Consider the following 22,221-nt stretch of genomic DNA (forward strand, 5'->3'; position numbering starts at 1 on the left):
GGCGAGAACCGCCGCCGTACCGGGCCCACCCCTCACCGCGGAGCCGCGCTCGGCGTCACGCGGTGTGCAGCCGCAGCCCGTAGCGCTGCAGGATCTCGTTGACCGGCTGGTACCAGGTCTGACCGCCGGTGCTGCAGTTGCCCCAGCCGCCGGAGGTGACGCCCTGCGCCTGGTCGCCGCTGAGGAACGACCCGCCGGAGTCGCCGCCCTCGGCGCAGACGCTGGTCTTCGTCATCTGACGCACCGCGCCCTGGGCGTAGTTCACCGTCTCGTTCTTGGCGAGCACCGTCCCGCAGTGCCAGCGCGTCGTGGAGCCCGAGCGGCAGATCGAGGCGCCGATCGGCGCCTCGTTCGAGCCGCGGACCAACTGGTCGGGGACGCGGCCCCAGCCGAGCACGACCGGCACCGTCCACCAGCCGCTGCCGACGTTCACCCAGGCGTAGTCGTTCTCCGGGAACGACGAACCCTGGAAGTTGCCGACGTAGCTGCGGTCCCAGCCGTAGACCGCCTGGCCGGCCCCGCCGCAGTGTCCCGCGGTCACGAAGCCGCCGTACACCGAGAACCCGATGGAGCAGCGCACGTTGCCCGTGTAGTACGGATCACCGCCGACGGTCCCCGCGGCGAACGTCCGCGGCACCCGGGTGGTCTCGCGCACCGCGACGGGCCCGGCCGCGCGGGCCCGGTCCAGGAACGCCCGGACGCCCGCGTCCGCCCGCTTCCCGGCGCGGACCTCGACCACGACCCGGTTCTGCCGCGGGTCGACGTGCCAGCCGGTGACGGCCTTCGGCGCGGAGAGGGCGTCGATCCGGTCCTTGGCGGCGTCGAGCCGGGCCGCGCTGTGCTCGACGACCTCCACCGCGGCGCCGCTCGCCCGCACCGCGGCCGCCGAGCCGCCGTCCGCCACGGCGACGGTCAGCCGGTCGGCCCCGGCGTCGTACCAGGAGCCCGCGTACGAGGCGCCGGCGAGCCCGCGCGCCTTCTTCTCCAGCGCGGTGGCGTCCTTCTCCGCCGCCAGCCGCTGCTTCACCTCGGCCCCGGTCAGGCCGAAGTCCTTCTTCATCGCGGCGATCAACCCGTCCGAGGCGGGAGCCTCGGCCCGGGGCGCGGGGGAGGGGGCGGGAGCCGCGGAGGCCGGTACGAGCCCGGCTCCCGCCCAGACCCCGGCGGCGAGCAGCGTGGCCAGGGCAGCGCGGAGCGAAGTGGTGCGTCTCATGGGGGGTGACCCTTCGTTGTTCCAGTGGCGTGGGGTTGGAACGGCGATTCAGAGAGCGCTCTCAGACTCGGCTGCGGGTGAGCCTAACGGAGGATCATGGTCAGGTCCATGCCAATAACGGCGGTCATTTCGCCCTCGTCGGCGGAAGCTCGCCCCTCCGTCCGAACGGCCGCCCGCGAGGTGACAGAATTGTGAAGACCCTTGAGGGGGTCGAGCATCACTTGCCGTGTGGCAAGCTTCTGAGGCCGATCGAGGGGAGAGGGGGACCAGATGTACACGACAGAGCCGGAACCGTCCGCGCCCGGCGCGCGGCCCTCCGCGGGCCCCGCCCCCCGTGTGCCCTCACCGCGCGCCCCCCAGGTTCCCGCGGACTGGCGCGCCCCCTCCGTCCTCCTCGTCGAGGACGACGAGGGCGACGCCGTCCTCCTCGAGGAACTCTTCGCCGACGGCACCCTCGAACCCCGCACCACCTGGGCCCGCTCCCTCGCCGACGCCCGCCGCGAACTGGCCCGCGCCACCCCCGACTGCGTCCTGCTCGACCTCCACCTCCCCGACGGCCAGGGCCTCGACGCCCTGGCCACCGTCCTCGAGCAGGCCGGCGGCGCCGCCGTCGTCGTCTTCACCGGACTCGCCGAGGAGGCCACCGGTCTCGCCGCCGTCGCCGCCGGCGCCCAGGACTACCTCGTCAAGGGCCGCGTCGAACCCGAACTCCTCGACCGCGCCATCCGCTACGCCATCCAGCGCAAACAGGCCGAGACCTCCGCCGCCGCCCTCCAGGCCGGCCAACTCCGCGCCCAGGAGAACGCCCGCCTGGAGCGCGGCCTGCTCCCCTCCCCCCTCCTGCGCACCCCCACCCCCTTCGACGTCGTCGCCCGCTACCGCCCCGGCCGCGCCCAGGCCCTCCTCGGCGGCGACTTCTACGACGTCGTCGAACGCGCCGACGGCACCGTCCACGTCCTCATCGGCGACGTCTCCGGCCACGGCCCCGACGAGGCCGCCCTCGGCGTCGGCCTGCGCATCGCCTGGCGCACGCTCGTCATCAGCGGCGTCACCGGCTCCCCCGCCCTGCGCTGGCTGGAGGAGGTCCTCGTCGCCGAACGCGCCGGCGAGCAGATCTTCGCCACCCTCACCACGATCGAGCTGCTCCCCGACCGCCGCCGCATGCGCGTCGTCCGCGCCGGCCACCCCGGCCTCCTCCTGCGCTCCGGCGCGAAGGTCGAATGGCTGGAGGTCCCCGGCGGCCCCGCCCTCGGCATCCTCCCGGGCCTCGCCGCCTGGACCCCCCACGAGGTCACCCTCGCCACCGACGCGGGCATCGTCCTGTTCACCGACGGCCTCTTCGAGGGCCGCACCGGAACCGGCACCGACCGCCTCGGCGAGGACGGCCTCCTCGCCATGGCCCAGCACCACGCCGACCTCGACCCCGCCCCCTTCGTCGACGCCCTCATCAGGGGCGCCGAATCCCTCGCCGCCCCCACCGGCGGCATCGGCGACGACATGGCCGTCATCCACCTCCGCTGGACCCCGGCCGCGACGCCCGGCGGCTGACAGGTCAGGCGGAGGCCAGACGCAGGACGAGCGCCGCCGCGGACACCAGGGCGAGCAGCCCCGCGGGTGCGAGCTCGACATCCCTGACCCGCAGGTGCGCGATCACCGCGCCGACGAAGTACAGCAGCAGGCCGGCGGCCGCAGCCACGCCCAGTGCCGGGACGACGAGTCCGGCGAGCAGTCCGAGCGCGCCCGCCGCCTTCGCGGTCGCCAGCAGCGGCAGCCGACTCTCCGGCACGCCCACCTTCGTCATGCTGCCCACGACCTGAGGGTTCCTGGTGAACGTCATCACGGCCGAGCCGCCGACGGCCACGGCGAGCAGGATCGCGACGACGGTGTAGGCGATGAACATGGACTTCCTCCAATGGTGTATGAACCAGAACCATTGAACTCTATCAACGATATGTGCGCCTACGCGATCGTCAGGTTGTTACGGTGGCGGCATGGCAGCTCATCCGACCGACCGTCTCGGCTTCCTCCTCTCCCTGCGCGGGGAGCTCGCCGGCGCCCGCATCCGCTCCGCCCTCGGAGTCGCCGGACTGCCCCCGCGCCATGCGATGACGCTGACGCACCTCGCGCCCGGGCCCACCAGCCAGCGTGAGCTGGCCATCGTGATGCGACTCGATCCCAGCCAACTCGTGGCGATCCTGAACGAGTTGGAGGCGTCAGGCCTTGCCGAGCGGCGCCGCGACCCGGCCGACCGACGCCGCCACATCGTCGAGATCACCCCCGCCGGCAGCGCCGCCCTGGCCCGCGTCGACGACGCCGTGACCCAGGCGGAGCGCGAGCTCTTCGGCGACCTGACCCAGGCCGAAACGGCCCTGCTGCGCGATCTGCTGAACCGGGTCGTCGTCGATCCGGCCGACCATTCCTGCGACGCCGACTGAGGTCCCCGCCCTCTGCGCGCCGCACCCGTCCGCGGCCGGCCCCGGCCCGGGCCCCCGCAGCCCCGCCCGGCCGCACCCTCCCCGCCGCGTCAGCGGCCTGTTCCGGGGCACTGCGCGCTCCGCCCTCACGGAGGGCGGACGGGGCCCCGCGACGGTCGGCGTCCGGTCAGGCCGACACGCCCGGCCGTGCCGTGGCGGTATCCGCCGCCCACCGCATGCCGAGGGACGTCAGCTGCTGGACGCGCTCGGGGGCGAGCGCCGCCGCCCGGGAGCGCTGGTTGCTGATCCACGCCCCGAGCCTGACCGACACCTCACGGCGAACCGGGCTGTCGCCGGTGCCGGGGGCGACGGTCTCGACGTGCTTCCTCGGCACGTCGAGATGCCCTTCGCGCTCCCGGAACTGCCGGGCGGCCGCCAGGTTCACCGCCCACCGGTCGGCCTGACTCACCCGAGTCCCCGGCCTGTCGTCCGCGGAAGCGGGCTCGATCCCCAGAACCCGCTCGCACATCCAGCGCTGCGCGACCGACAGCGCGTCCCAGCCGAGCCGGACCGACCGCACCCACCGCCCCAGGTCCTCGCCCTGGCGCACGACACCACCCGGCGCGGTGGGCAGCGCCCCACCGGCTTCGAGATGTACCCGCGTCAGATGGAAGGCCCGCTGCCAACCGACCGACCACGCAGGGCACCAGGACGGATCGATCTCCTCCAGCTGCTCACGCCGCTCCGGCGACAGCGCCCCGGGGTTCGACCCGACCGGAGAGCCGTCGGCGCGCCGCTCGGCCTCGGCCGCCCTCCGGGCGCCCGCGCGGGCGTTCTTCAGCCAGACACCGACCCGGTACCCCTGATGGGTGGCGTCGAGCGGCGCCAGCAGATGCCCGTGCTCGGCCGCCCACCCCCGCGCCGCGGCGAGCCCCTCCTCCCACGCGACGTCCACGTGCGACCACACCATGCCGAGCGTCTCCAGCCGCCCGACGCGCTCCGCGTCCATGGCCCCCCGGGCGTGCGAGCGCCGGCAGTCGGCGATCCACTGACCCAGCGGGAATCCCGCCACGGAACCCGGCCACCCCGCCGCCTCCGCCTCCTCGCCCCCCGGGACCCGGAAGGTGAACGGAACCCGCAGATCCCCGTGGACCCGCGCGTACTGCACGGCGGCCTCGACTCCGCGCCGCCAGTGCCGATGCTCAGGACGGAGCACCCGCAGATGCACGAACGCCGCCAACCGAGCCGGATCGCGCGGCGTCGAGAACTTCAGCAACTCCCGCGCCGGCGCACTCACGCCGGCCCGCACCGCACCCGCCTCAGCCCCCTCACCGCCCTCGCGCCCCTTGGGTGAGCGGCTGGGGGCCTGCTGCTCGGCCAGAGCCTCCACGGCGCGCGTGTCGTGCGCCCGGAGCGCCTCCAGCAACCGCGCCAGCCCGTCGTACGCGCGGCTGGTGAGCATGTCGTCCGCCGTCTCCCCCGGCCCGAGCAGGACGGGGACGACGAGGCTGGCCGTCTTGCCCCCGCCCGGCCCGACCCGCAGGGCCCGCCCCACGGCCTGGACGAGGTCCGGCATCGCACCGCGCACATCGGCGAAGTACACGCTGTCGCAGGCGCGGATGTCGACGCCCTCGCCCAGCACCTTCACCGACCCCAGATAGGCCTTCTCCACGGCGGTGCCGTCCGCCGCCGTCCCCCCGGCGAACTCCGCCAGAACCCGCCGCCGACGTTCCGGCCGGTGATCCCCGCACAACCAGTCGGCCCGGACCGCCTGCGGAAACAGCCCGGGATCTGCGGCATGCAACCGCGCCGCCACCTCGGGAAGACCGACCGCGAACGCCTCGGCCTCCTTCACCACGTGGTGGAAGACGAGCGTCCGACCGAACCCCTCCTCGGCCGACGCCTTCAGCAACGCCGCCTGCAGCGCGGCGATCCGCGCGCCCCGCACCTCATCCGTCCGGCTCCCGGCACCCAGCAACTGCGCGGCCTGCAACCGCGTGTCGGTGACGTCGACGCACACCACCTGGTACGGCGCGCAGATCCCCCGATCGATGGCCTCGGACAACGTGAGGGTGTAGCAGCGGGCGCCGAACGGGCCGGCCGGATCATCGTCCATGCTCGCCACCAGCTCACCGGGCGCACCGGCCGCGTCCCCGTCGCCCGCCTGCCACAGGCGCGGCGTCGCGGTCATGTAGAGACGGCGCAGCGACGGGACGCGGGCGTTGTCGTGCACGACCGCCCACGGCTTCCCGATCCGCCCCGAGCTCCGGTGCGCCTCGTCCACGACGACCAGCGACCAGGCCGCGAGCCCCGCGGCATGTGCCCGCTCCAGGGTCCCCGACCCGAGAGACGCATAGGTGGCGAACACGGTCACCTTGTCCAGATCCCGCGTCCACTCCACGAGCTCGTCGACGTCCGTCGTGTTCGGGAACGGCACCTCCCGCCCCCGCAGCGACGACACCCCGATCATCGGCCCCGTCCGCCCGCCCGCCCGCCACGCGGCCTCCGTCTGGGCCAGCAGATCCAGCGACGGCACCAGCACGAGAACCCGCCCGGCCCGCAACTCCTCCGCACTCCGCACGGCCACCAGGCTCTTCCCCGACCCGGTGGCCATCACCACCTGGGTCCGCAGCCCGCGCTCCGCCACCACGCCCCGTGCGGGCACCTCCAGCGCCCGCACCACCGCGTCCACGGCCTCCCGCTGATGCGGCCGCAACACCATCTTCCCCACGGAGCCGTCCCCTCTCCTTCCCGACCGCACCCCCCATCCCTACCACCTCCACCTGCCGGCGACCGCAGCCGGAGACGGCCGGCGCACTCGCCTCGGCGCCGAGCACCGGTACGGCGCAAGGCGAGGGGACGAGGCGCGCGCCGTGCCCGCGGCGGCCGCAACGCCCCGGCGGCGACCGCGACGACGGAGGCGATCACCGCGGGAGCCGGTGCAGGAGCCCGGGTGCGGCGGCACCGGGAGGGAGCCCCGTCGTCCCGCGAGCCCCGCCCGGTCCCGCGAGCCCGGCCCGGTCCCGAGCCCCGCCCGGTCCCCGCGGGTCCCGTCACCGGTGAAATCGCCGATGCCCGGCGGCCCGGGCCGGCCCGACAGTAGCGGTCGCCAGCGCAAGCGGCGGCCCGTCCCGAACGCACCCGGCCCACGGCCGGCCCCGCCCGGTACGCGCCGCCCGGACCGAGAGGACCCCCACCGTGCAGCACTCCGTGCTCCGCCGCCCCGTCCGAGCCGTCCTGATCGGCGCCGCATCCGCCGGCGGCCTCCTCGCCGCCGTCCTCGTCCCGCCCGCCCAGGCCGCCGACAATCCCTACGAGCGCGGTCCCGCCCCGACCGTGTCCAGCATCGAGGCGGCCCGCGGCCCGTACGCGGTGTCCACCACCACCGTCTCCTCGCTCTCCGCGTCCGGCTTCGGCGGCGGCACGATCTACTACCCGACGTCGAGCGCCGACGGCACGTTCGGCGCGGTCGCCATCTCCCCTGGCTACACCGCCCGGCAGTCCAGCATCGCCTGGCTCGGGCCCCGCCTGGCCTCCCAGGGCTTCGTGGTCTTCACCATCGACACCAACTCCACGCTCGACCAGCCCGACAGCCGGGGCCGCCAGCTGCTGGCCGCGCTCGACCACCTGACCCAGCGCAGCACGGTCCGCTCCCGCATCGACGCCTCGCGCCTGGGCGTCATGGGGCACTCCATGGGCGGCGGCGGCAGCCTGGAGGCCGCCAAGTCCCGCACCTCGCTCAAGGCGGCGATCCCGCTCACCGGCTGGAACCTCGACAAGACCTGGCCCGAGCTGCGGACCCCGACCCTGGTCGTCGGAGCGGACGGCGACACCGTCGCCCCCGTCTCCTCGCACTCCGAGCCGTTCTACGAGTCCCTGCCCGGCTCCCTGTCGAAGGCGTACCTCGAGCTGAACGGGGCGAACCACTTCACCCCGAACTCGTCCGACACGACGATCGCGAAGTACAGCGTCTCGTGGCTGAAGCGCTTCATCGACGACGACACCCGCTACGAGCAGTTCCTCTGCCCCCTGCCGCGCCCCAGCCTGACCATCGAGGAGTACCGGGGCACCTGCCCGCTCTGACCAGCGCCCGGCCGGGGCACGGCACCGCCCATCGGCGGTGTCGTGCTCCGGCACGGGGTGCGCCGCACCGCTGGGGCCCCGCGGGCCGCGGCATCCGGGCCTGATCACACACTCGTGACGTGCCGGGCGTGACACCACCGCCACCCGCGCCTCGGCCGCACGGCCGGGACGGCGCACTCGACGTCCTGGCCGCCGTACTGCACCGGCGGCGTCCTGACGATCACCGGCCCCCGGCCCCCGGCCCCCGGCCCCCGGGCCACGGGCGCGCCGCGCTGCCGCGGCACGCCCGCGCCCACGGCCCCGTCGTGGCCCAGCCCCGGGCCCCGGGGCGGCTCGCGTACGCCGAACTCCGCACAGGTCGGCACGCCGCGGCCCCCGTCCATGCCGCCGAGGGCCTGCGGGTCGCCCGGTTCAGTCCGCCGTGCAGACGGTGACCTCGCGGTCGAGCAGGTACGGGGCGATGTCGCCCTGCACGATCCGGCGGAAATGTGCGCTCGTACGGTGCGCCTCGAAGGCGTCGCGGTCGGCGTACCGCTCGATGAGCACGATGTCGCCGTCCGCGGAGTCGGGGCCGGGCAGGACCTGGTAGCCGAGGCAGCCCGGTTCGGCCCGCGAGGAGTCGACCAGGTCGGGCAGCGCGGCGAGGATCCGGGCGCGGGTCCCGGCGACGGGCCGCCAGCGGGCGATCACCACGATCTGCCCGTGAGCGGCCCCGGCCAGCGGCCAGTGGTCGGTCGTCTCGTGGGGGGTCTGCATGCGGTGTTCCTCTCCGGTTGTCCTCGTCGGTGTGCTGAGGGGGTCGCGGTCGTGCCCGGCCCTCGGGTGCGGCCTCGGGTTCCGAGGGCGAGGCGCCCGAGGGCCGGGGGCGGGCGTCAGGAAGCGAGGGCCTTGACGACGGCCGCGCCGACGGCGGCGGCCGAGGCGGGGTTCTGGCCGGTGACCAGGCGGCCGTCCGTGACGACGTGGGCGTCGAAGTCGGCGGCGGCGCTGTGCCGGGCGCCGCGCTCCTCCAGGGCCGTCTGCAGGTGGAAGGGGACCACGTCGGTCAGTCCGACCGCGGCCTCCTCGCTGTTGGTGAAGGCGGCGAGGTTCTTGCCGGCCACCAGGTGGCCGCCGTCGGACAGGGTGAGGTTCACCAGCCCGGCCGGACCGTGGCAGACGGCCGAGACGACGCCGCCGGCCTCGTAGACGTCGCGGGCGAGCTCGGCGAGGTCCCCGTCGTGGGGGAAGTCCCACATCGTGCCGTGGCCTCCGACGTACAGGACGGCGTCGTAGTCGTCCGCCGACACCTGACCGGGGCGGCGGGTGTCCGCGAGCTGCGCGGCGATCCGCGGATCGTCGAGGAACGCCTGCTGGACCGGGTCCGAGAGGTCCGCGCCGTCCATGGCCGGCTTCCCGCCGAGGACGGAGACGATGTCCACCTGGTATCCCGCCTCGGTGAACTCCTTCCAGGGGTGGGCCGCCTCGGGTAGGTACCAGCCGGTGCTGCGGCCGGTGTCTCCCAGCCGGTCGTGGCTGGTCAGGGCGATGAGGATCTTGTGGGTACGGGTCATGGGGATGCTCTCCTCCCGGCGTCCGCGACGGGGCGCAACGATGTCTCGACGGTGCCGTGCGCGGCACCTGCGATCGACTGTAGGGACGAGATCCATCGGTTTCCAATGGCAGAATGCGTACCCAGGTATCGGAATTCCGATCGCAGTGCGCGGCGTGGAGGTGCGGCTCGTGGATCTGGCGTTGCTGAGGACGTTCCTGGCCGTCTACCGCGCCCGGTCCCTGACCGCGGCCGCACGGGAGGTCGGGCTCTCGCAGCCCACCGTCACCGCGCAACTGCGCGCCCTGGAGCAGGGGCTGGACCAGCAGCTGTTCCAGCGGCTGCCCCGCGGGGTCGCGCCCACCGCCGTGGCCGACGAGCTCGCCGCCGAGGTGGCCCCGCACATCGACGCCCTCGCGGCCGTCGCCGAGCGCGGCCCGGCCGCCCGCGGCCCGTTCGCCCGGCCGCTGCACCTCGCCGGTCCGGCGGAACTGACCTGCACCCGGGTGCTGCCGGCCCTCACCCCGCTGGTCGACCAGGGGCTGAGACTGCGGGTCTCGCTGGGACTGAGCGAGGACCTGCTCGCCGGACTCGTCGAGGCCCGGTTCGACCTCGTCGTCTCCACCGTCCGGCCCCGCGGCCGGACCGTCGCGGCGACACCGCTGACGGACGAGGAGTTCGTCCTGGTGGCCGCTCCCCGCTGGGCGGACGCGATCGACCGCCGGGCGCTGGCGGAGCACGGGCCGGGCGCCCTGCGCGACGTGCCGCTGGTCTCGTACGCCGAGGACCTGCCCGTGATCCGCCGCTACTGGCGCACCGTCTTCGCCACCAGGCCCGCGGCCAGTCCCGCCGTCGTCGTACCCGACCTCCGGGGCGTGCTCGCCGCGACCGTCGCCGGCGCCGGAGTCAGCGTGCTGCCCCGCTACCTGTGCGCCCGTGAACTCGCCTCCGGCGCACTCGTGGCACTGCTCTCCCCGGAGGTCCCGCCGATCAACACCCTCTACCTGGCGACGCGTCCCGGCATCGAGAACATGCCCCACGTGGCCGCCGTCCGCACGCACCTGCTGATGCAGGCCAGGATGTGGTGACACGGCCCCCGCGGACCAGGCCGCGCCTCGGCGGGGATCGCGCGAGCGGGTGGGGGGGGCGGACCGCCGTCAGGCTCGACGTCGCGGTCGGCCTGCCCGTCCTCCGGTGGCACGAGCTGCGGGTCTGCCGAAGCGGACCGGCACGCCCGGCGAGTACAGGACGCTGGCCGGTGGCCCGAGCGGGCCCTGGATCCCGGCCGCGCGGACGACGTTCTCGTCCAGGGAGAGCAGTTCGGCCCGGTGCAGGGGCCAGCGGGGGTGGGAGTTGGGCACGAAGACCGTCCGGCCGAGGACGGAGGTGTGCATGCCCCAGCGCGCCGTGACGAAGTGCTCCAGTTCACCGGGGCGCGCCAGTGCCTCGCCGACCCGCACGACCAGGTCGGCGCGCGCGCCGCGCGGGCCGGGCCACCGGCGGGTGCTGCGGTAGGCGACGGTCGTGCCGCGGTGTCGGACCGTCATGCGCGACCACACGTAGGGGAGGCCGAACAGTGCGCGCCCCGCGAGCACCGGGAGCAGGCGGGAGGCGTCCAGGGAGCGGAAGACGACGCCGCGCCGACCGGCGTCGTCCACGGAGTACAGCCGTACGTTCGTCTCCGGAAAGGTCCCCAGATAGGGCACGCCGGGCAGTCCCAGCCACCCGATGCGGTGCATGCCGAAGGCCACGAGGCCCACGTAGGTCGACCCGTCCAGGGTGTCCGGGCGGACGCCGGCGGGGAGGAGCCCGGCGACCAGCTCCGGCTCGACCGGCCAGTGCACGAACGCCAGGTCGAGCCACCGCTGGGTGAGCAGCGGCCGGGCCACCTCGCGCGGCGCGTCGGCGGTGACCGGGCCGGGCGGGACCCGCTCGGGAGGAATCATGCTCTCGGCCTTTCGCGTCGGGCTGCCTGCGGCCGGCCACGCCATGACCCCGGTCGCCACGACACCGGCCGCGAGGACGAGGCGGCCGACGCCGACCGGCCTGCGAGGCTGCTCCCGCGGGCCGGGACGTACGGCCCGGAGGAGCAGGCACCGCAGACAGTAGAACAGCGCGTACGCGGCGACGATCGGCAACGCACCGGCGGGGCGCGGTGCGCGGTCAGGCGTGCGGCTCGCCCTTTGGGCGTGGGGGCCGCACTGGCCGGCCCGTCACCGGGACCGGATCAGTCACGCTCGGGCCAGGTCGGGCCCTGGTCGGTCCAGACGACGCCCTTGTTGCGGCACAGGCAGAAGGGGTGCCCGACCGGGTCGGTGTAGACCCGCCAGCCGTAGCCGTCGGGGCGGATGAAGTCCTGCTTCAGCGTCGCCCCGAGGTCGAGGACGCGGCGCTGCTCGGACTCGATCTCGTCCACCTCGAAATCCAGGTGGAACTGCTTGGGGTGGTCGCCGTCGGGCCAGTGCGGGGCGCGGTAGTCGTCCACCCGGATGAACGCCAGCTCGATCTCGCCGAACGCGATGCCGGCCCAGTCCTCGGAGCTGCCTTCCTTGATCGGACGGCCCGTCACCTCGGAGTAGAAGCCCGCCAGCTTCATCGTGTCCGGGCAGTCGATGATGAAATCGGTGAGTCGCAGCATCCCGCGATCCTGCCACAGGCCTCCGGAGGCGATGAGGCCGCGGGACCGGTTCCGCCGGGCGGGGGTGCGGCGGCGGTCCGTGCGTCGGGCCACCGCTTCCTGGCCACCCCACCGGAGCGGGAGCTGCGCAGTGCGTCCCTGGGCGAGGTCCGCCGCAGGGACACGGGCGAGCGTCGTGGTGCTCGGTGCGCGCGGCCTGATCAACCGGCCTGGTGGCCCAGGTGTCGGGTCACGGCGGCGTCGATGTCCGCGGTGGTGGGGCTGTCGGCCGCCCAGGCGGCGTATCCGTCGGGTCGCACCAGGACGGTCGAACGGCGTTCGCCCGCCCAGCGCGTGACGGTCAGCCACCCCTCGCGGACGCCGGGGCCTTGGTACGGGCCGGGGGTGATGAGCACGAACCGGCCGCCGCGGAGCGCCTCGTGAAGCCGGCCGCCCTTCAGCGCGACGTCGGGGACGCGGGTGCCGGTGAGGCGGTGGGCGCCGCGGGGGGCGGGGTAGGCGTAGCCGATCCCGGTGATCTGACCGAGGGCCTTGCGCTGCAGGGGAGGGGTCCTGTCGACGGCCGCGGAGACGAGCGCGCGCACCGCGCGCAGGAGCGGGTTCTGTGCGCGGGCCAGCCGGACCAGTCCGCCGCTGCTGCGCAGGACCGCCTTCCCGACGGGGTGGCGTTCGGCCTCGTAGCTGTCGAGGAGGCCTTCGGGCGCCCGGCCCTGGACGGCCGCGGCGAGCTTCCAGCTCAGGTTGGCGGCGTCCTGGAGGCCGGTGTTCATGCCCTGTCCGCCGGCGGGGGAGTGGACGTGAGCCGCGTCCCCGGCGAGGAAGACCCGCCCGACCCGGTAGTGCGGTGCCTGGCGCTCGTCGCTGTGGAAGCGGGAGAGCCAGCGGGCGTCGTGCATGCCGTGGTCGGTCCCCAGGGCGCGGCGGGTGATCTCCTTGACCTCGTCGAGGTGGAGCGGGGCGTCGTCGGAGACCTCGTTGCGGCGGTTCCAGCCCATCACCCGGTACCAGCCGTCCCCGAAGGAGGCGATCATCGCGAAGGCGTCCCCGCGGCCGTTGACGGTGAGCACGCCCTCGGGCTCCTTGGCCAGCCGGACGTCGGCGAGGATCAGCGACCTGATGACGGAGACGCCGGGGAAGTCCAGGCCGATCGCCTCCCGCACGGCGCTGCGGTGGCCGTCGGCGCCGACGACGTAGGCCGCCCGGCGGGTGGTGACCGCTCCGTCCGGGCCGCGCACGTCCAGGTCGACCCCTGCTCCGTCCTGCCGCAGCCCCACGACCTCGCTCTCGTACGCGAACTCCACCCCGGCCTGCCGAGCCCGCCGCTCCAGGAGCCGCTCGACCTCGTACTGCGGGGTGATGAGCAGGAACGGGAAGCGCGAGGGCAGGCCGCTCAGGTCGAGGGAGAGGCGGCGGAAGAGCCGTAGGCCGGTGATGGTGTCGCCGGTGGCGAGGAGTTCCTCGGCGAGGCCGCGGGCGTCGAGCTGCTCCAGGGTGCGGGCGTGCACCCCGAAGGCGCGGGAGAGGTTGCTGATCTTGTGCGGCCGCCGCTCGAGGAGGGTGACGGGGACGCCGGCGGTGGCGAGGTCGCCGGCGAGGAGGAGGCCGGTGGGGCCGGAGCCGACGACGATGACGGTGCGGTGGGTGGCGGTGCCGTTCACGGTGGCCTCCTGATGCCTGCGTCTGCTGCCTGTCGTTACGTGCCAACGCTTGTTGGCCAACGCTTGTTGGCAAGATTAGCGAGCCCTGCGTTCGGGTGTCAACGCCTGTTGGCCAACGACGGTGGGCAACGTTCGTTGACCCACGACCGTTGGCCTACGCTTGTTGGCATGAACGGCACGCAAGACCCCAGCGCCTCCGGCGCCGACGCCCCCCGCCGCTCCGACGCCACCCGCGGCGCGATCCTCGCGGCGGCCCGCGAGCGCTTCGCGTCCGACGGCTACGAGCGGGCCACCATCCGCGCGATCGCCAAGGACGCACACATCGACCCGTCGATGGTGATGCGCTACTACCGCAACAAGGAGGGCCTCTTCGCGGCCGCCGTCGACATCGACCTACGCCTGCCGGACCTCACCGGCGCGAACCGCCGGCGGGACGCGGGGCGGATCCTCGTCGAGCACTTCCTCGACGTGTGGGAGGACAACGAGGTGCTCACCGCCCTGCTGCGGGTCGGCGTGACCAACCCAGCCGGCGCGGAGCGCATGCAGGGCATCCTGCGCGACCAACTCCTCCCGGTCGCGCGGCAGGCGTGCCCCGACCCCGAGCAGGCCCCCTGGCGTTCGGCTCTCATGGCGTCGCAGCTGCTGGGACTGGCGCTCACCCGGTACGTGCTGCGGATGCCGCCGGCGACGGGTCTTGCGAGGGCGGAGGTCGTGGCATGGCTGGCGCCGACGATCCAGCGATACCTGACCGCACCGAACCCCTGAGGCCCGACCGCCACGGCGCAGTGGCGCGCCTGCGGCACGGACGCCTCTTTGCCTCAGAGGCAAAACATTTGCCCGTAAGGCAAAGCTCTGTCTGAATGAGGGCATGACCGCTTCCGAATCCGCCGCGTCGCCGAGCAGGCAGGGCGACGACCTGATGTCCGTCGCCCCCCGGCTCCGCGCACTGCGCCGACGAACGGGACTCACCCTGGAGGCCGCTGCTTCCAGCGCCGGGCTCTCACCGGCCCACCTCTCCCGGCTGGAGACGGGGCGACGCCACCCCTCGCTCCCCATGCTCCTCGCCCTGGCCCGCGTCTACGGTACGACCGTCTCCGACCTGCTCGGCGAGGCGCCCGCGGAGAGGGACGCGGTGGTCCGGTCCGCGGACATGGAACCCACCCGCGCGGGCGGCTGGACCTACTTCCAGGCGGGCGCCCGCGGCCGGGGCATGCAGGCGCTCCGTGTCCGCGTCCCCCACGGCGCCCAGGGCGACATCGTCCGCGTGCACCCCGGCGAGGAATGGCTGTACGTCCTCAGCGGACGGCTCCGGCTCGGCCTCGGCGACCGCACCCACCTCCTCGGGCCGGGCGACAGCGCGCACTTCGACTCCCTCACCCCCCACCGGCTCGCCGCCGAGGACCACGACGGCGTCGAGATGCTCTTCGTCCACACCCTGCTGCAGAGTCCCACGGCCTCACTGTGCCTGGGCCCGACCACGGAAGGCGCCCCATGAGCAACGTCGAGGACAAGATTCCCCGCGGCCTGTGGATCAGGCTGGTCGTCTACCTGTTCGTCGGGCACATCCTCGCCGCGTTCCTCTACCTGCTGTTCGCCGTCGGAGGGCAGTGACGACGGACCCCGCACGACGGGGTCGTCTCCTGCCGTCACCGCACCCCCCGGCGCGACCGCACCCCCCCGGCGCGACCGCCGGCTCCGGGAAGACCGTCCCCCGTCGGCAGCGCGCACAAGGGCCCAACTCCCCTCTCGCCAGGCCCGCCCGAGGTCGAACCACTTCCGACCCCGCTCGCAGGCCGCACCGCACTCGCCGAACGATCCCCGTCCGGTACGGGCACGGACCGCCGACCGGAGACCCGGCGCCAAGGCCCCGCATTCCGCCGGTCCGGCCGCGCTCACGCGCCGATCACGACCACCTCGTCGAGGGCGGACCAGGTCCTCCGCTCGGTCTTGGGCGGGTTGACGCGTAGTCCGTGCCCGAGGCCCCGGTGCACCGCGGCGTGGTCCCGGTAGCCGATCGCGCACTGGCCCCGGCGCCGGGCTGCGGCCACCACGGTCGCGAAGGAGGTCTCCTGGTCCAACCGCACGTAGTCGGCCGCGGGGCGCAGGCGGACCGCGTTTCCGTCGGCACGCAGGAGCTCGTCGAACACGGGCGTGAGGTGCCGGTTCCGGCAGATCTGCGTCATGATGAGCCCGATGGTCTTGCCGTGGGCGATCACGTCGGCGTGAGGGCCGGTGGGCGCCAGCACCCGGTTGCGGTCGTCGGCCAGTTCCGCGACCACCGGCAGGGCGCGCCCGGCGGACTCCTCCCACTGCCGCAGGAGCAGCAGGGTGACGAGGGTGTCGTTGTCGGGCTCGCCCGCGGGGTCGCCGGGTGCGGGATCCCGGCCGAGCACGATGACGCTGTCGTAGGAGCCGACGTCCAGCCGGTGCAGCGCCTCGGGCCGGGTGGCGTCCCCCTCGTGCACGGTGACGAGCAGGCCGCTCCTCGGGCCGTCGGCCAGGTCGCTCCGGTCGATGCCGACCGCTCCCGCCGCCACCACGTCGACGGCCGATCCGGGCAGCGTGCTGCGCCGCAGGTGCCCGATCATGAGAGGCGCCCGACGGTTCCAGCCCAGCATCAGCACCCGTTCCGCTCGCTCGGGCACCACCCGGCCCGCCGCCATGGCGGCCACCTCGACCGCGTCGGCGCAGTCCTCCAAGCGGACGGCGTCGTCGTCCCGTGAGATGACGAGGATCCTGTCGTCCGCGCGGACCGCGGTGTCCGGTGGAGGCGCGAGCAGAGGCGTTCCCCCGCGCACCAGCCCGACGACGCTCGACGTCGCGTACGCCAGCAGGACCTCGCCGAACGTGCGGCCCGCCAGAGCGGGTTCCGCGACCACGTGGAACTCGTCGCCGGCGAAGTCGAGCAACTCGCGGTGGACGTGCGACAGTCCGGGTCGCCCAGCGGCCTGCACGACCATCCGTGCGGACACCGTGTCGCTCTCCAGGACGACGCCGTCCGGTCCCGCCGCGAGCGTGGCGGCGAGACGGAAGCGGTCGTCGCGGATCGCGGCGACCACGCAGGGACGCGCCTCGCGGCCGCCCTCCCGGTGGGCGAGCAGGGTGCGCAGGGCAAGCAGCGTCCTGACGACCTCGGCGTCGGCGCCCGGTTCGTCGTGCGGCAGCACCAGGACGGCACCGGCCGTCGCGGGGTTGGTCAGGGACAGCAGGGCGGGGTCGGTGGTGGGGCCGCTGCGGCAGATCAGCCGGGTCCGGCCGAGGGGGCCCACCCGGGTCGCCAGCGCCTCCTCCATGGCGGTCTTGTCCCGGTCGGCCAGCACGACCACCACCGCGCGCCGGTCGGCGTTGGCGGCGACGAGCTCGGCGACCACGGTGTGGATCTGCTCCGACCAGCCCAGCACCACCACGTGACCGCGCTCCAGCACGGTGGACCGTCCGCGGCGCAGCTCGGTGAGCCGGTCGGTGATGGCGGTCGTGATCAGCCCGACGAGGAGGGAGACGTACAGGAGCGCGACCAGCGCGAGCAGCACCGACATCGTCATGCGCAGCGGCGGTCCGGTCTTCCCGCCCAGGCGCAGGGTCTCGCCGGTCAGGCGCCAGACCGCCGCCAGCCTCGCGGGCGCGGACGCCGGGACCGCCGGATCGGTCCACACCAGTACGGTACTGACCGGAACGACGACGGCCAGGCACAGCAGGGCCAGCCAGCCGACGAGAGCGGCGGCGCCGCGCGCCAGCGTGTTGTCGAACCAGTACAGGCCCCGGTCGCCGAGCTCCTTGAGCGCGCGGGACCCGCGTGGATCACGCTGCTGTGCCAAACGTGCCGCCCCTCATCCTGCACCCGACGGACCGGGCGGCACCGTCGTCGGGCCCCCGTTCGCCTCTGCCGCGTTGTCCGGTGCCGGAGGTGCGGAGCAGCAGTCCGAGCTGCAGTGTGCTGGAGCACCGGCTCCCACGGCGGGCGGATGCGCTCGCAATCCACACCTTCGAGGGAGAACGCCCCCGTGCGACACGTCCGACGGCGTGCAGCGCGCCGTGCCTCTCCCGCGGCGCCGTCAGTCCGGCCGCCTTCCTGGGCCGTCGGCCCCGCCCCGGCCGCGAGCCCGCCGCTATGCCGTGTCGGTCGGCAGGGCGACGCCGACGGCCGTACGCCGGGGGAGTTCCCGGGAACGCTTGTGCCAATAGACGATTCATCGACAAATCTGCCAATATGACGAAGGGTCAGACGAGCGGGCCGGCCGTGCGGCGACAACCGCTCCGGCGGCGCTCGCGACGCCTGCCCTCGCCGCCACGCCACAGGGCCGGCGGCCCCCGACCCCCGCGGAGGACATGTGGGTAAGGTCTGGTTCATCACCGGCGCGTCACGCGGCTTCGGACGGAGCTGGGCGCAGGCCGCACTGGCCCGCGGCGACTTGGTCGCCGTCGCGGCCCGCAGCGAGACGGCACTCCAGGAGATCGCGAGCACCGGCGGCGACGCCGTACTGCCCCTCCCGCTCGACATCACCGACCGGACCGCGGTGTTCTCCGCGGTCGAGCGGGCCCATGCCCACTTCGGCCGGCTCGACGTCGTCGTCAGCAACGCGGGTGTCGGACACCTCGGCTGCGTGGAGGAGGCGACCGAGCACGAGGCGCGCGCCGTCTTCGAGGTCAACCTCATGGGCACCCTGGCCGTGATCCAGGCAGCGCTTCCGCTGTTGCGGGAGCAGGGGAGCGGCCACCTGATCCAGGTGTCGAGCAGCGGCGGGATCGAGTCCTACCCGGGTATGGGCCTCTACTGCGCCACCAAGTGGGCGCTGGAGGGCTTGTCGGAGGCCCTGGCGCAGGAGGTCGCCCCGTTCGGGATCAAGGTCACACTCCTCGAACCGGGCGGATACGCCACCGACTGGTTCGCGGCCGCGCCGCGCTCCGTCCCGCACCCCGCCTACCGCCCCCTGCACGACGCCCTCGACCCGACCCTCACGCCCGACGCGCTGCCGCCCCCCGAGGCGACCGCGCCTGCCCTCCTCGCCCTCGTCGACAGCGAGAACCCGCCCCTGCGCCTGCCGTTGGGGAACTTCGCCCTCCGCGCGGCCACCGAGGCGGGTGGGCGCCGGCTCGACGGCCTCCAGCCGTGGGAGGCCCTGATCCGAGGCGCCGACGGCCTCCCCGCGGCGCAGAAGACGCCCGCACCCGCAGGGGGTGCGCAGAAAACGGGTGCCCTGCCCCCGCAGGCGACGAGGTCACCCGTCACCCCGTGAGAACGGCGGTCAGCGGAGACGGCGAGGAATTCCAGGCCGCCGTACAGCGCCGCGTCAGCCGCCGGTGCCACGCCGTCACCCGGTGCCGTAGTGCACTCCCTTCGCTGCATCGCGCGGGGAGGTGCTGCGGAGTCCGGCGAGGCCTTCGAGCCTGCCGCTACCCGGCACGCAACTTCGGCATCCTGATCGGCGGGTCGGCCGGTACGTGATGGACGGGCGTCCGTCCGCGCCGCGTGAGCAGCGCGGATCGAGGCGTCGTCGACTACGAGGTGTTCGACGAGATGATCTTGAGGTCCGGGATGCGCTCCCTCAGGACCCGTTCGGTGCCGCAGAGCGACCCGCCGGTGCCCACGGCCCCGTACAGGTAGTCGATGCCGGTGGTCGCCCAGGACGGCGACGGCGGCATCCTGGGCGAGTTGGTTGACGTTGTACAGGGTGCGGACCCGCCGACCAAGCCGCCTTCCCCTGTGCGCGACCGGTGTTGCGCCACCGCTCGCCCGGCACTCCGAAGTGTGAACAGCGCCAAGCCGAAGGGCAGTCGGCTGATGCCCGTCGGCTTCGCTCCCCGTGTGAACGATGCGCTCAACTCGATCCGTCGCGCACCCTCCCCGGCCGCATGGAGGGGAGTGAATATGACAGAGCCGGACTCTATCGCTCCGGTCGCTGGCCGGGCCGCCGCGAACGCGCCCGGCGTCGCGTACTCCCGCCTCCCGTTGTCCCCGCGGTGCCCGTCAGCACCGCCTGCACCCCGGAAGCACCACCCCTCACCGCTCTGCTGCAGCCGGTCGGCCTCCGCCGGCCGGTCCACCACCGAACGACCCCCACAAGGGAGCCCCCCATGTCCCACCTGATCCGAAGGGCGACCGCGACCCTGGTCGCCCTCCTGCTCTGCCTCGCAGGCCTGACCGCGCTGGCCGCCCCCACAGCGGCCTCCGTCCCCGCCACCTCCAGCAGCATCTTCCCCAACGGCACCGTCACCGCGGCGTACTCCGACACCACGCTCGACGCCAGCGACCCGTTCACCGTGACCGTGACGTTCCAGAACACCAGCGCCTCGGCACAGGACGTCGCCTACGAGTTCAGCCCCCGCGACGGCAGCGACCCGGCGCTGTTCGTGTACGACTCCTGCACCCTCCCCAACTCACCCACTGGCTCCTGCAGTAGCACCGGAAGGATCGTACGAGCCCAGTTCACCGGCCTCCCGGCCGGACAGACCGCCGTCGTGACCGTCAACGCCCACATCGACGCCGCCACACCCGCCGACAGCTACGACGTCTTCCAGTCCGGAACCGTCGGCACCTCCTCCCGCAAGGACTTCAACCCCGGCATCGTCGTCACCGTCCTGCCCCCCGCCGCCGCCGACCTCGGCGTGGCCCTGACGGCCACCGCCGGCCCCCTGCTCTCGTCGCAGATCGGCTACGCCGCCACCGTCACCAACAAGGGACCCGGCGCCGCGACCGCGTCGACCACCACCGTCGCCTTGCCCATCCAGACGACCTCCGTCACCGGCCTCTCCACCGGCTGCACCTACGCCTCCGGCCCCCGCACCGTGACCTGCAACTCCGGACCCCTCGCCAACGGCGCCTCGGCGACACGGACGTTCACCGCCAACCTCGGACTCCTGTCCCTCGGCCCCCTCAACGCCACCGCCACCCGCACCTCCTCGACCCCGAACGACCCCAACCCGGCCAACGACACCGCCACCACGAGCTGCACCGTGCTCACCGGCCTGATCATCACCTGCCCATAGCACACCCCACCCCGCCCCGCACCGGTGCCACCGGGGCGGGGCGGCACCACACCATGACGGATCCGAGGAAACCCGCGTCGACACGAGGAGTTCCACCACTCACGACTCACCGTACAGACCCGTACGAGCGCGGTTGGTGCCAGTTCGTAGTCAGACGCGCCGCACGCGAACGGCGAGAAACGGTGGTAGTCCGGCCCTACGGGGTTGCGCGGCCACCACTTGGTCACTTCGAGACGGCTCAGTGACGGTTTCCAGGACGAACCCGTGCCGGACCAGAGCCATCAGGTACGTGGACAGCGTCCGGTGCTGGTTCCCGGCCCGGCGGGCGCCTTGAGGGTTGTCCGAACGCCAGAATCCCTCGGCGCTGTAGTCTCCGACGACCCGCCGAACGGGCCCGCCGGTCGCCTGTGTCCAGGCCGCGTGCGGCGCTTCGAAGCACGGGTGCGGGACCGTGAAAGCAAGCGAACCTTCTGCCCTCAGCACGCGCCGTACGGCCGCGAGCGCGGCATCGAGGTCAGGCACGTTGTTCAAGGACAGCCCGGCGGTCACCCAGTCGACCGAGTTGGTGGCGACCGTACTCAGCACACACCCGTCATCAACCGCGTAGACCACGGTGCCGCGCTCGCCGGCGGGAGCGGCGCGGGCATGTTCAATCATCCGCGGCGAAGGGTCGATGCCCGCAACTGAGGCTCCGCGAGTGACAATGCCTTTGCAGGAGACCGCCCTCACCGGTGAGCTTCACCCCACCGGCCTGGGCACGGGCCACCAGCTCGGCGACCAGGCCGTCGTCCACAGCACCCGGCCCACTCACAGCGGCCTTCCCGGCCTCTATGTCACTCGTCACGTCAGTCATCAACTGTCGCTCTCGTATGAGGAGTTACACCACTCACGTACAGACCCCACCGGGGTCCGGCTGGTCCTCGTCTGCCACCACCGAGCCGTGCGGGTCTTCCTGGAACGTGAATTCCAGCAGGTGGAGCACACGGTCGCCGAGGCCTCCGCCCTGGGCCCCGAGGCCTCCGTCCTGCTGCCTGAGGCTGGTCCTGCTGCTCCTGCACGGCGGGTATCAGAGGCGCTGTGCCCGCTGGCGAATCGCTGGATTGGCCTGCCGGTCCTGACCACCTTTTTGGCCGATGATGACCCGGCCGGTCCCTGCCAGTGCGCCGTGCCGATGGCGGCCGAACGGGGCTTCTTCCGGCCGGTGATAGCTTCCCTCGCCGAGGCGGGGGTCGCCTGGCGGCTTCACCGGGCTACCGCGCACCCGTAGCTGGCTGCCCAGCTCGCCACGGTGGTGTTCACCGCGGTCTGCACCACCCGGCTTGATACGGTCCACGTCCACGATGTGGCCTTGGACGGCTCGGCTGTCACGCTGCACGGCCATGGCTTCCGCCGGGGCTGCATGACCCACCCCGTCCCCGCGTGGGCCCGCCCCCTGCTGCGGGCCGCAGCCTTTGTCCGGAGGCTCGAGGCGGGCACCAGCGGTCCGCTCTTCACCGATCCGCTGGGAAGCACCGGCCTGCCGCCGCTGGCCGCCTTCGCCGAGAGCTGCACGGTGCGCCCGCCTCAGTCACCACGCCCCGAACGTCGGCGCCGTAAAGGCACGAGGCCGGCACCGAAACCGCACCAGGAGACGGTCTGGCCTGTGTGCACCGTCCACTACCGACCGCCCTGGGCCGCGCCTGAACCTGAGCGGATGTACG

The 22,221-nt window shown here is 73.7% G+C and carries 21 protein-coding genes and 1 pseudogene; 11 read left to right on the plus strand and 11 right to left on the minus strand.

Translation table 11 applies throughout. From position 1 onward, the window contains the following. Positions 1-55: 55 nt before the first annotated feature. A complete protein-coding gene (locus tag ACFWEG_RS20845; RefSeq protein ID WP_387217221.1) occupies positions 56-1,213 on the minus strand; it encodes a S1 family peptidase in 1,158 nt (385 codons plus the stop codon). A 270-nt stretch (positions 1,214-1,483) separates the two neighbouring features. On the opposite strand from ACFWEG_RS20845, the gene ACFWEG_RS20850 reads away from it, so the two are divergent. After that, a complete protein-coding gene (locus ACFWEG_RS20850; protein ID WP_387217223.1) occupies positions 1,484-2,761 on the plus strand; it encodes a PP2C family protein-serine/threonine phosphatase in 1,278 nt (425 codons plus the stop codon). 4 nt (positions 2,762-2,765) lie between these two features. Here ACFWEG_RS20850 and ACFWEG_RS20855 read toward each other — a convergent pair whose 3' ends face one another. Continuing rightward, the gene (locus ACFWEG_RS20855) at positions 2,766-3,113 is read right to left on the minus strand and encodes a DoxX family protein (RefSeq protein ID WP_387217224.1); all 348 of its coding nucleotides are present in this window, start codon (positions 3,111-3,113) and stop codon (positions 2,766-2,768) included. A gap of 91 nt (positions 3,114-3,204) precedes the next feature. On the opposite strand from ACFWEG_RS20855, the gene ACFWEG_RS20860 reads away from it, so the two are divergent. After that, entirely contained in the window at positions 3,205-3,648 is a 444-nt protein-coding gene (locus ACFWEG_RS20860; protein ID WP_387217226.1) for a MarR family winged helix-turn-helix transcriptional regulator, read from the plus strand. Positions 3,649-3,814: 166 nt separating this feature from the next. Here ACFWEG_RS20860 and ACFWEG_RS20865 read toward each other — a convergent pair whose 3' ends face one another. Then, positions 3,815-6,349 (minus strand): Helicase associated domain protein, encoded by a 2,535-nt coding sequence (locus ACFWEG_RS20865; protein WP_387217264.1) that lies wholly within the window; start codon positions 6,347-6,349, stop codon positions 3,815-3,817. 515 nt (positions 6,350-6,864) lie between these two features. Here ACFWEG_RS20865 and ACFWEG_RS20870 point away from each other — a divergent pair. After that, complete coding sequence (locus ACFWEG_RS20870) at positions 6,865-7,710, plus strand: alpha/beta hydrolase (protein ID WP_387217266.1); 846 nt, start codon at positions 6,865-6,867, stop codon at positions 7,708-7,710. A 411-nt stretch (positions 7,711-8,121) separates the two neighbouring features. Here the strand turns inward: ACFWEG_RS20870 and ACFWEG_RS20875 are convergent, their stop codons facing one another. Together ACFWEG_RS20875 and ACFWEG_RS20880 are read right to left on the minus strand one after the other, a co-directional pair. Further along, a complete protein-coding gene (locus tag ACFWEG_RS20875) occupies positions 8,122-8,466 on the minus strand; it encodes a putative quinol monooxygenase (RefSeq protein ID WP_387217228.1) in 345 nt (114 codons plus the stop codon). Positions 8,467-8,582: 116 nt separating this feature from the next. Then, positions 8,583-9,263, minus strand: coding sequence for a type 1 glutamine amidotransferase domain-containing protein (locus ACFWEG_RS20880; protein WP_387217231.1), 681 nt, complete (start codon positions 9,261-9,263; stop codon positions 8,583-8,585). Between the two features lie 169 nt (positions 9,264-9,432). Here ACFWEG_RS20880 and ACFWEG_RS20885 point away from each other — a divergent pair, with 169 nt between their 5' ends. Further along, positions 9,433-10,329, plus strand: a complete 897-nt coding sequence (locus ACFWEG_RS20885) for a LysR family transcriptional regulator (protein ID WP_387217233.1) — start codon at positions 9,433-9,435, stop codon at positions 10,327-10,329. Positions 10,330-10,398: 69 nt separating this feature from the next. On the opposite strand, the gene ACFWEG_RS20890 is transcribed toward ACFWEG_RS20885, so the two are convergent. From ACFWEG_RS20890 to ACFWEG_RS20900, 3 genes are all read right to left on the minus strand, one after another. Then, positions 10,399-11,187, minus strand: a complete 789-nt coding sequence (locus ACFWEG_RS20890; RefSeq protein WP_387217269.1) for a YqjF family protein — start codon at positions 11,185-11,187, stop codon at positions 10,399-10,401. Between the two features lie 281 nt (positions 11,188-11,468). Beyond that, on the minus strand, positions 11,469-11,879 hold the full coding sequence (locus ACFWEG_RS20895; protein ID WP_387217235.1) for a VOC family protein: 411 nt from the start codon (positions 11,877-11,879) through the stop codon (positions 11,469-11,471). Positions 11,880-12,079: 200 nt separating this feature from the next. After that, positions 12,080-13,537: an FAD-dependent monooxygenase gene (locus ACFWEG_RS20900; protein ID WP_387217238.1), complete on the minus strand. Its 1,458-nt coding sequence runs from the start codon at positions 13,535-13,537 to the stop codon at positions 12,080-12,082. A gap of 168 nt (positions 13,538-13,705) precedes the next feature. Here ACFWEG_RS20900 and ACFWEG_RS20905 point away from each other — a divergent pair, with 168 nt between their 5' ends. The 3 genes from ACFWEG_RS20905 (at position 13,706) to ACFWEG_RS20915 (ending at position 15,148) form a co-directional block, all read left to right on the plus strand. Next, a complete protein-coding gene (locus ACFWEG_RS20905) occupies positions 13,706-14,302 on the plus strand; it encodes a TetR family transcriptional regulator (protein WP_387217241.1) in 597 nt (198 codons plus the stop codon). Positions 14,303-14,405: 103 nt separating this feature from the next. Continuing rightward, a complete protein-coding gene (locus ACFWEG_RS20910) occupies positions 14,406-15,032 on the plus strand; it encodes a helix-turn-helix domain-containing protein (RefSeq protein WP_387217243.1) in 627 nt (208 codons plus the stop codon). Then, positions 15,029-15,148: a DUF6126 family protein gene (locus ACFWEG_RS20915; protein ID WP_387217246.1), complete on the plus strand. Its 120-nt coding sequence runs from the start codon at positions 15,029-15,031 to the stop codon at positions 15,146-15,148. The genes ACFWEG_RS20910 and ACFWEG_RS20915 overlap by 4 nt, the downstream gene beginning before the upstream one ends. A gap of 281 nt (positions 15,149-15,429) precedes the next feature. Here the strand turns inward: ACFWEG_RS20915 and ACFWEG_RS20920 are convergent, their stop codons facing one another. Then, the gene (locus tag ACFWEG_RS20920) at positions 15,430-17,352 is read right to left on the minus strand and encodes an NAD-binding lipoprotein (RefSeq protein WP_387217249.1); all 1,923 of its coding nucleotides are present in this window, start codon (positions 17,350-17,352) and stop codon (positions 15,430-15,432) included. A gap of 513 nt (positions 17,353-17,865) precedes the next feature. Here ACFWEG_RS20920 and ACFWEG_RS20925 point away from each other — a divergent pair. Further along, complete coding sequence (locus ACFWEG_RS20925; protein ID WP_387217251.1) at positions 17,866-18,771, plus strand: SDR family NAD(P)-dependent oxidoreductase; 906 nt, start codon at positions 17,866-17,868, stop codon at positions 18,769-18,771. 262 nt (positions 18,772-19,033) lie between these two features. Here ACFWEG_RS20925 and ACFWEG_RS20930 read toward each other — a convergent pair whose 3' ends face one another. Continuing rightward, positions 19,034-19,177 carry a hypothetical protein gene (locus tag ACFWEG_RS20930; RefSeq protein ID WP_387217254.1) on the minus strand — a complete coding sequence of 48 codons (144 nt, stop codon included), beginning with the start codon at positions 19,175-19,177 and terminating at the stop codon, positions 19,034-19,036. 432 nt (positions 19,178-19,609) lie between these two features. Here ACFWEG_RS20930 and ACFWEG_RS20935 point away from each other — a divergent pair, with 432 nt between their 5' ends. Further along, complete coding sequence (locus ACFWEG_RS20935; protein WP_387217257.1) at positions 19,610-20,521, plus strand: hypothetical protein; 912 nt, start codon at positions 19,610-19,612, stop codon at positions 20,519-20,521. Between the two features lie 150 nt (positions 20,522-20,671). On the opposite strand, the gene ACFWEG_RS20940 is transcribed toward ACFWEG_RS20935, so the two are convergent. Beyond that, the gene (locus ACFWEG_RS20940) at positions 20,672-21,250 is read right to left on the minus strand and encodes a class I SAM-dependent methyltransferase (RefSeq protein ID WP_387217259.1); all 579 of its coding nucleotides are present in this window, start codon (positions 21,248-21,250) and stop codon (positions 20,672-20,674) included. Here ACFWEG_RS20940 and ACFWEG_RS20945 point away from each other — a divergent pair. Continuing rightward, complete coding sequence (locus ACFWEG_RS20945; protein WP_387217262.1) at positions 21,231-21,788, plus strand: hypothetical protein; 558 nt, start codon at positions 21,231-21,233, stop codon at positions 21,786-21,788. The genes ACFWEG_RS20940 and ACFWEG_RS20945 overlap by 20 nt on opposite strands. Positions 21,789-21,809: 21 nt before the next feature. Next, a pseudogene (locus tag ACFWEG_RS20950) lies at positions 21,810-22,221 on the plus strand (hypothetical protein); the annotation flags it as partial.

Origin of the sequence: Streptomyces sp. NPDC060194 (assembly GCF_042728285.1) — a bacterium.
In the GTDB taxonomy this organism is placed as follows: domain Bacteria; phylum Actinomycetota; class Actinomycetes; order Streptomycetales; family Streptomycetaceae; genus Streptomyces.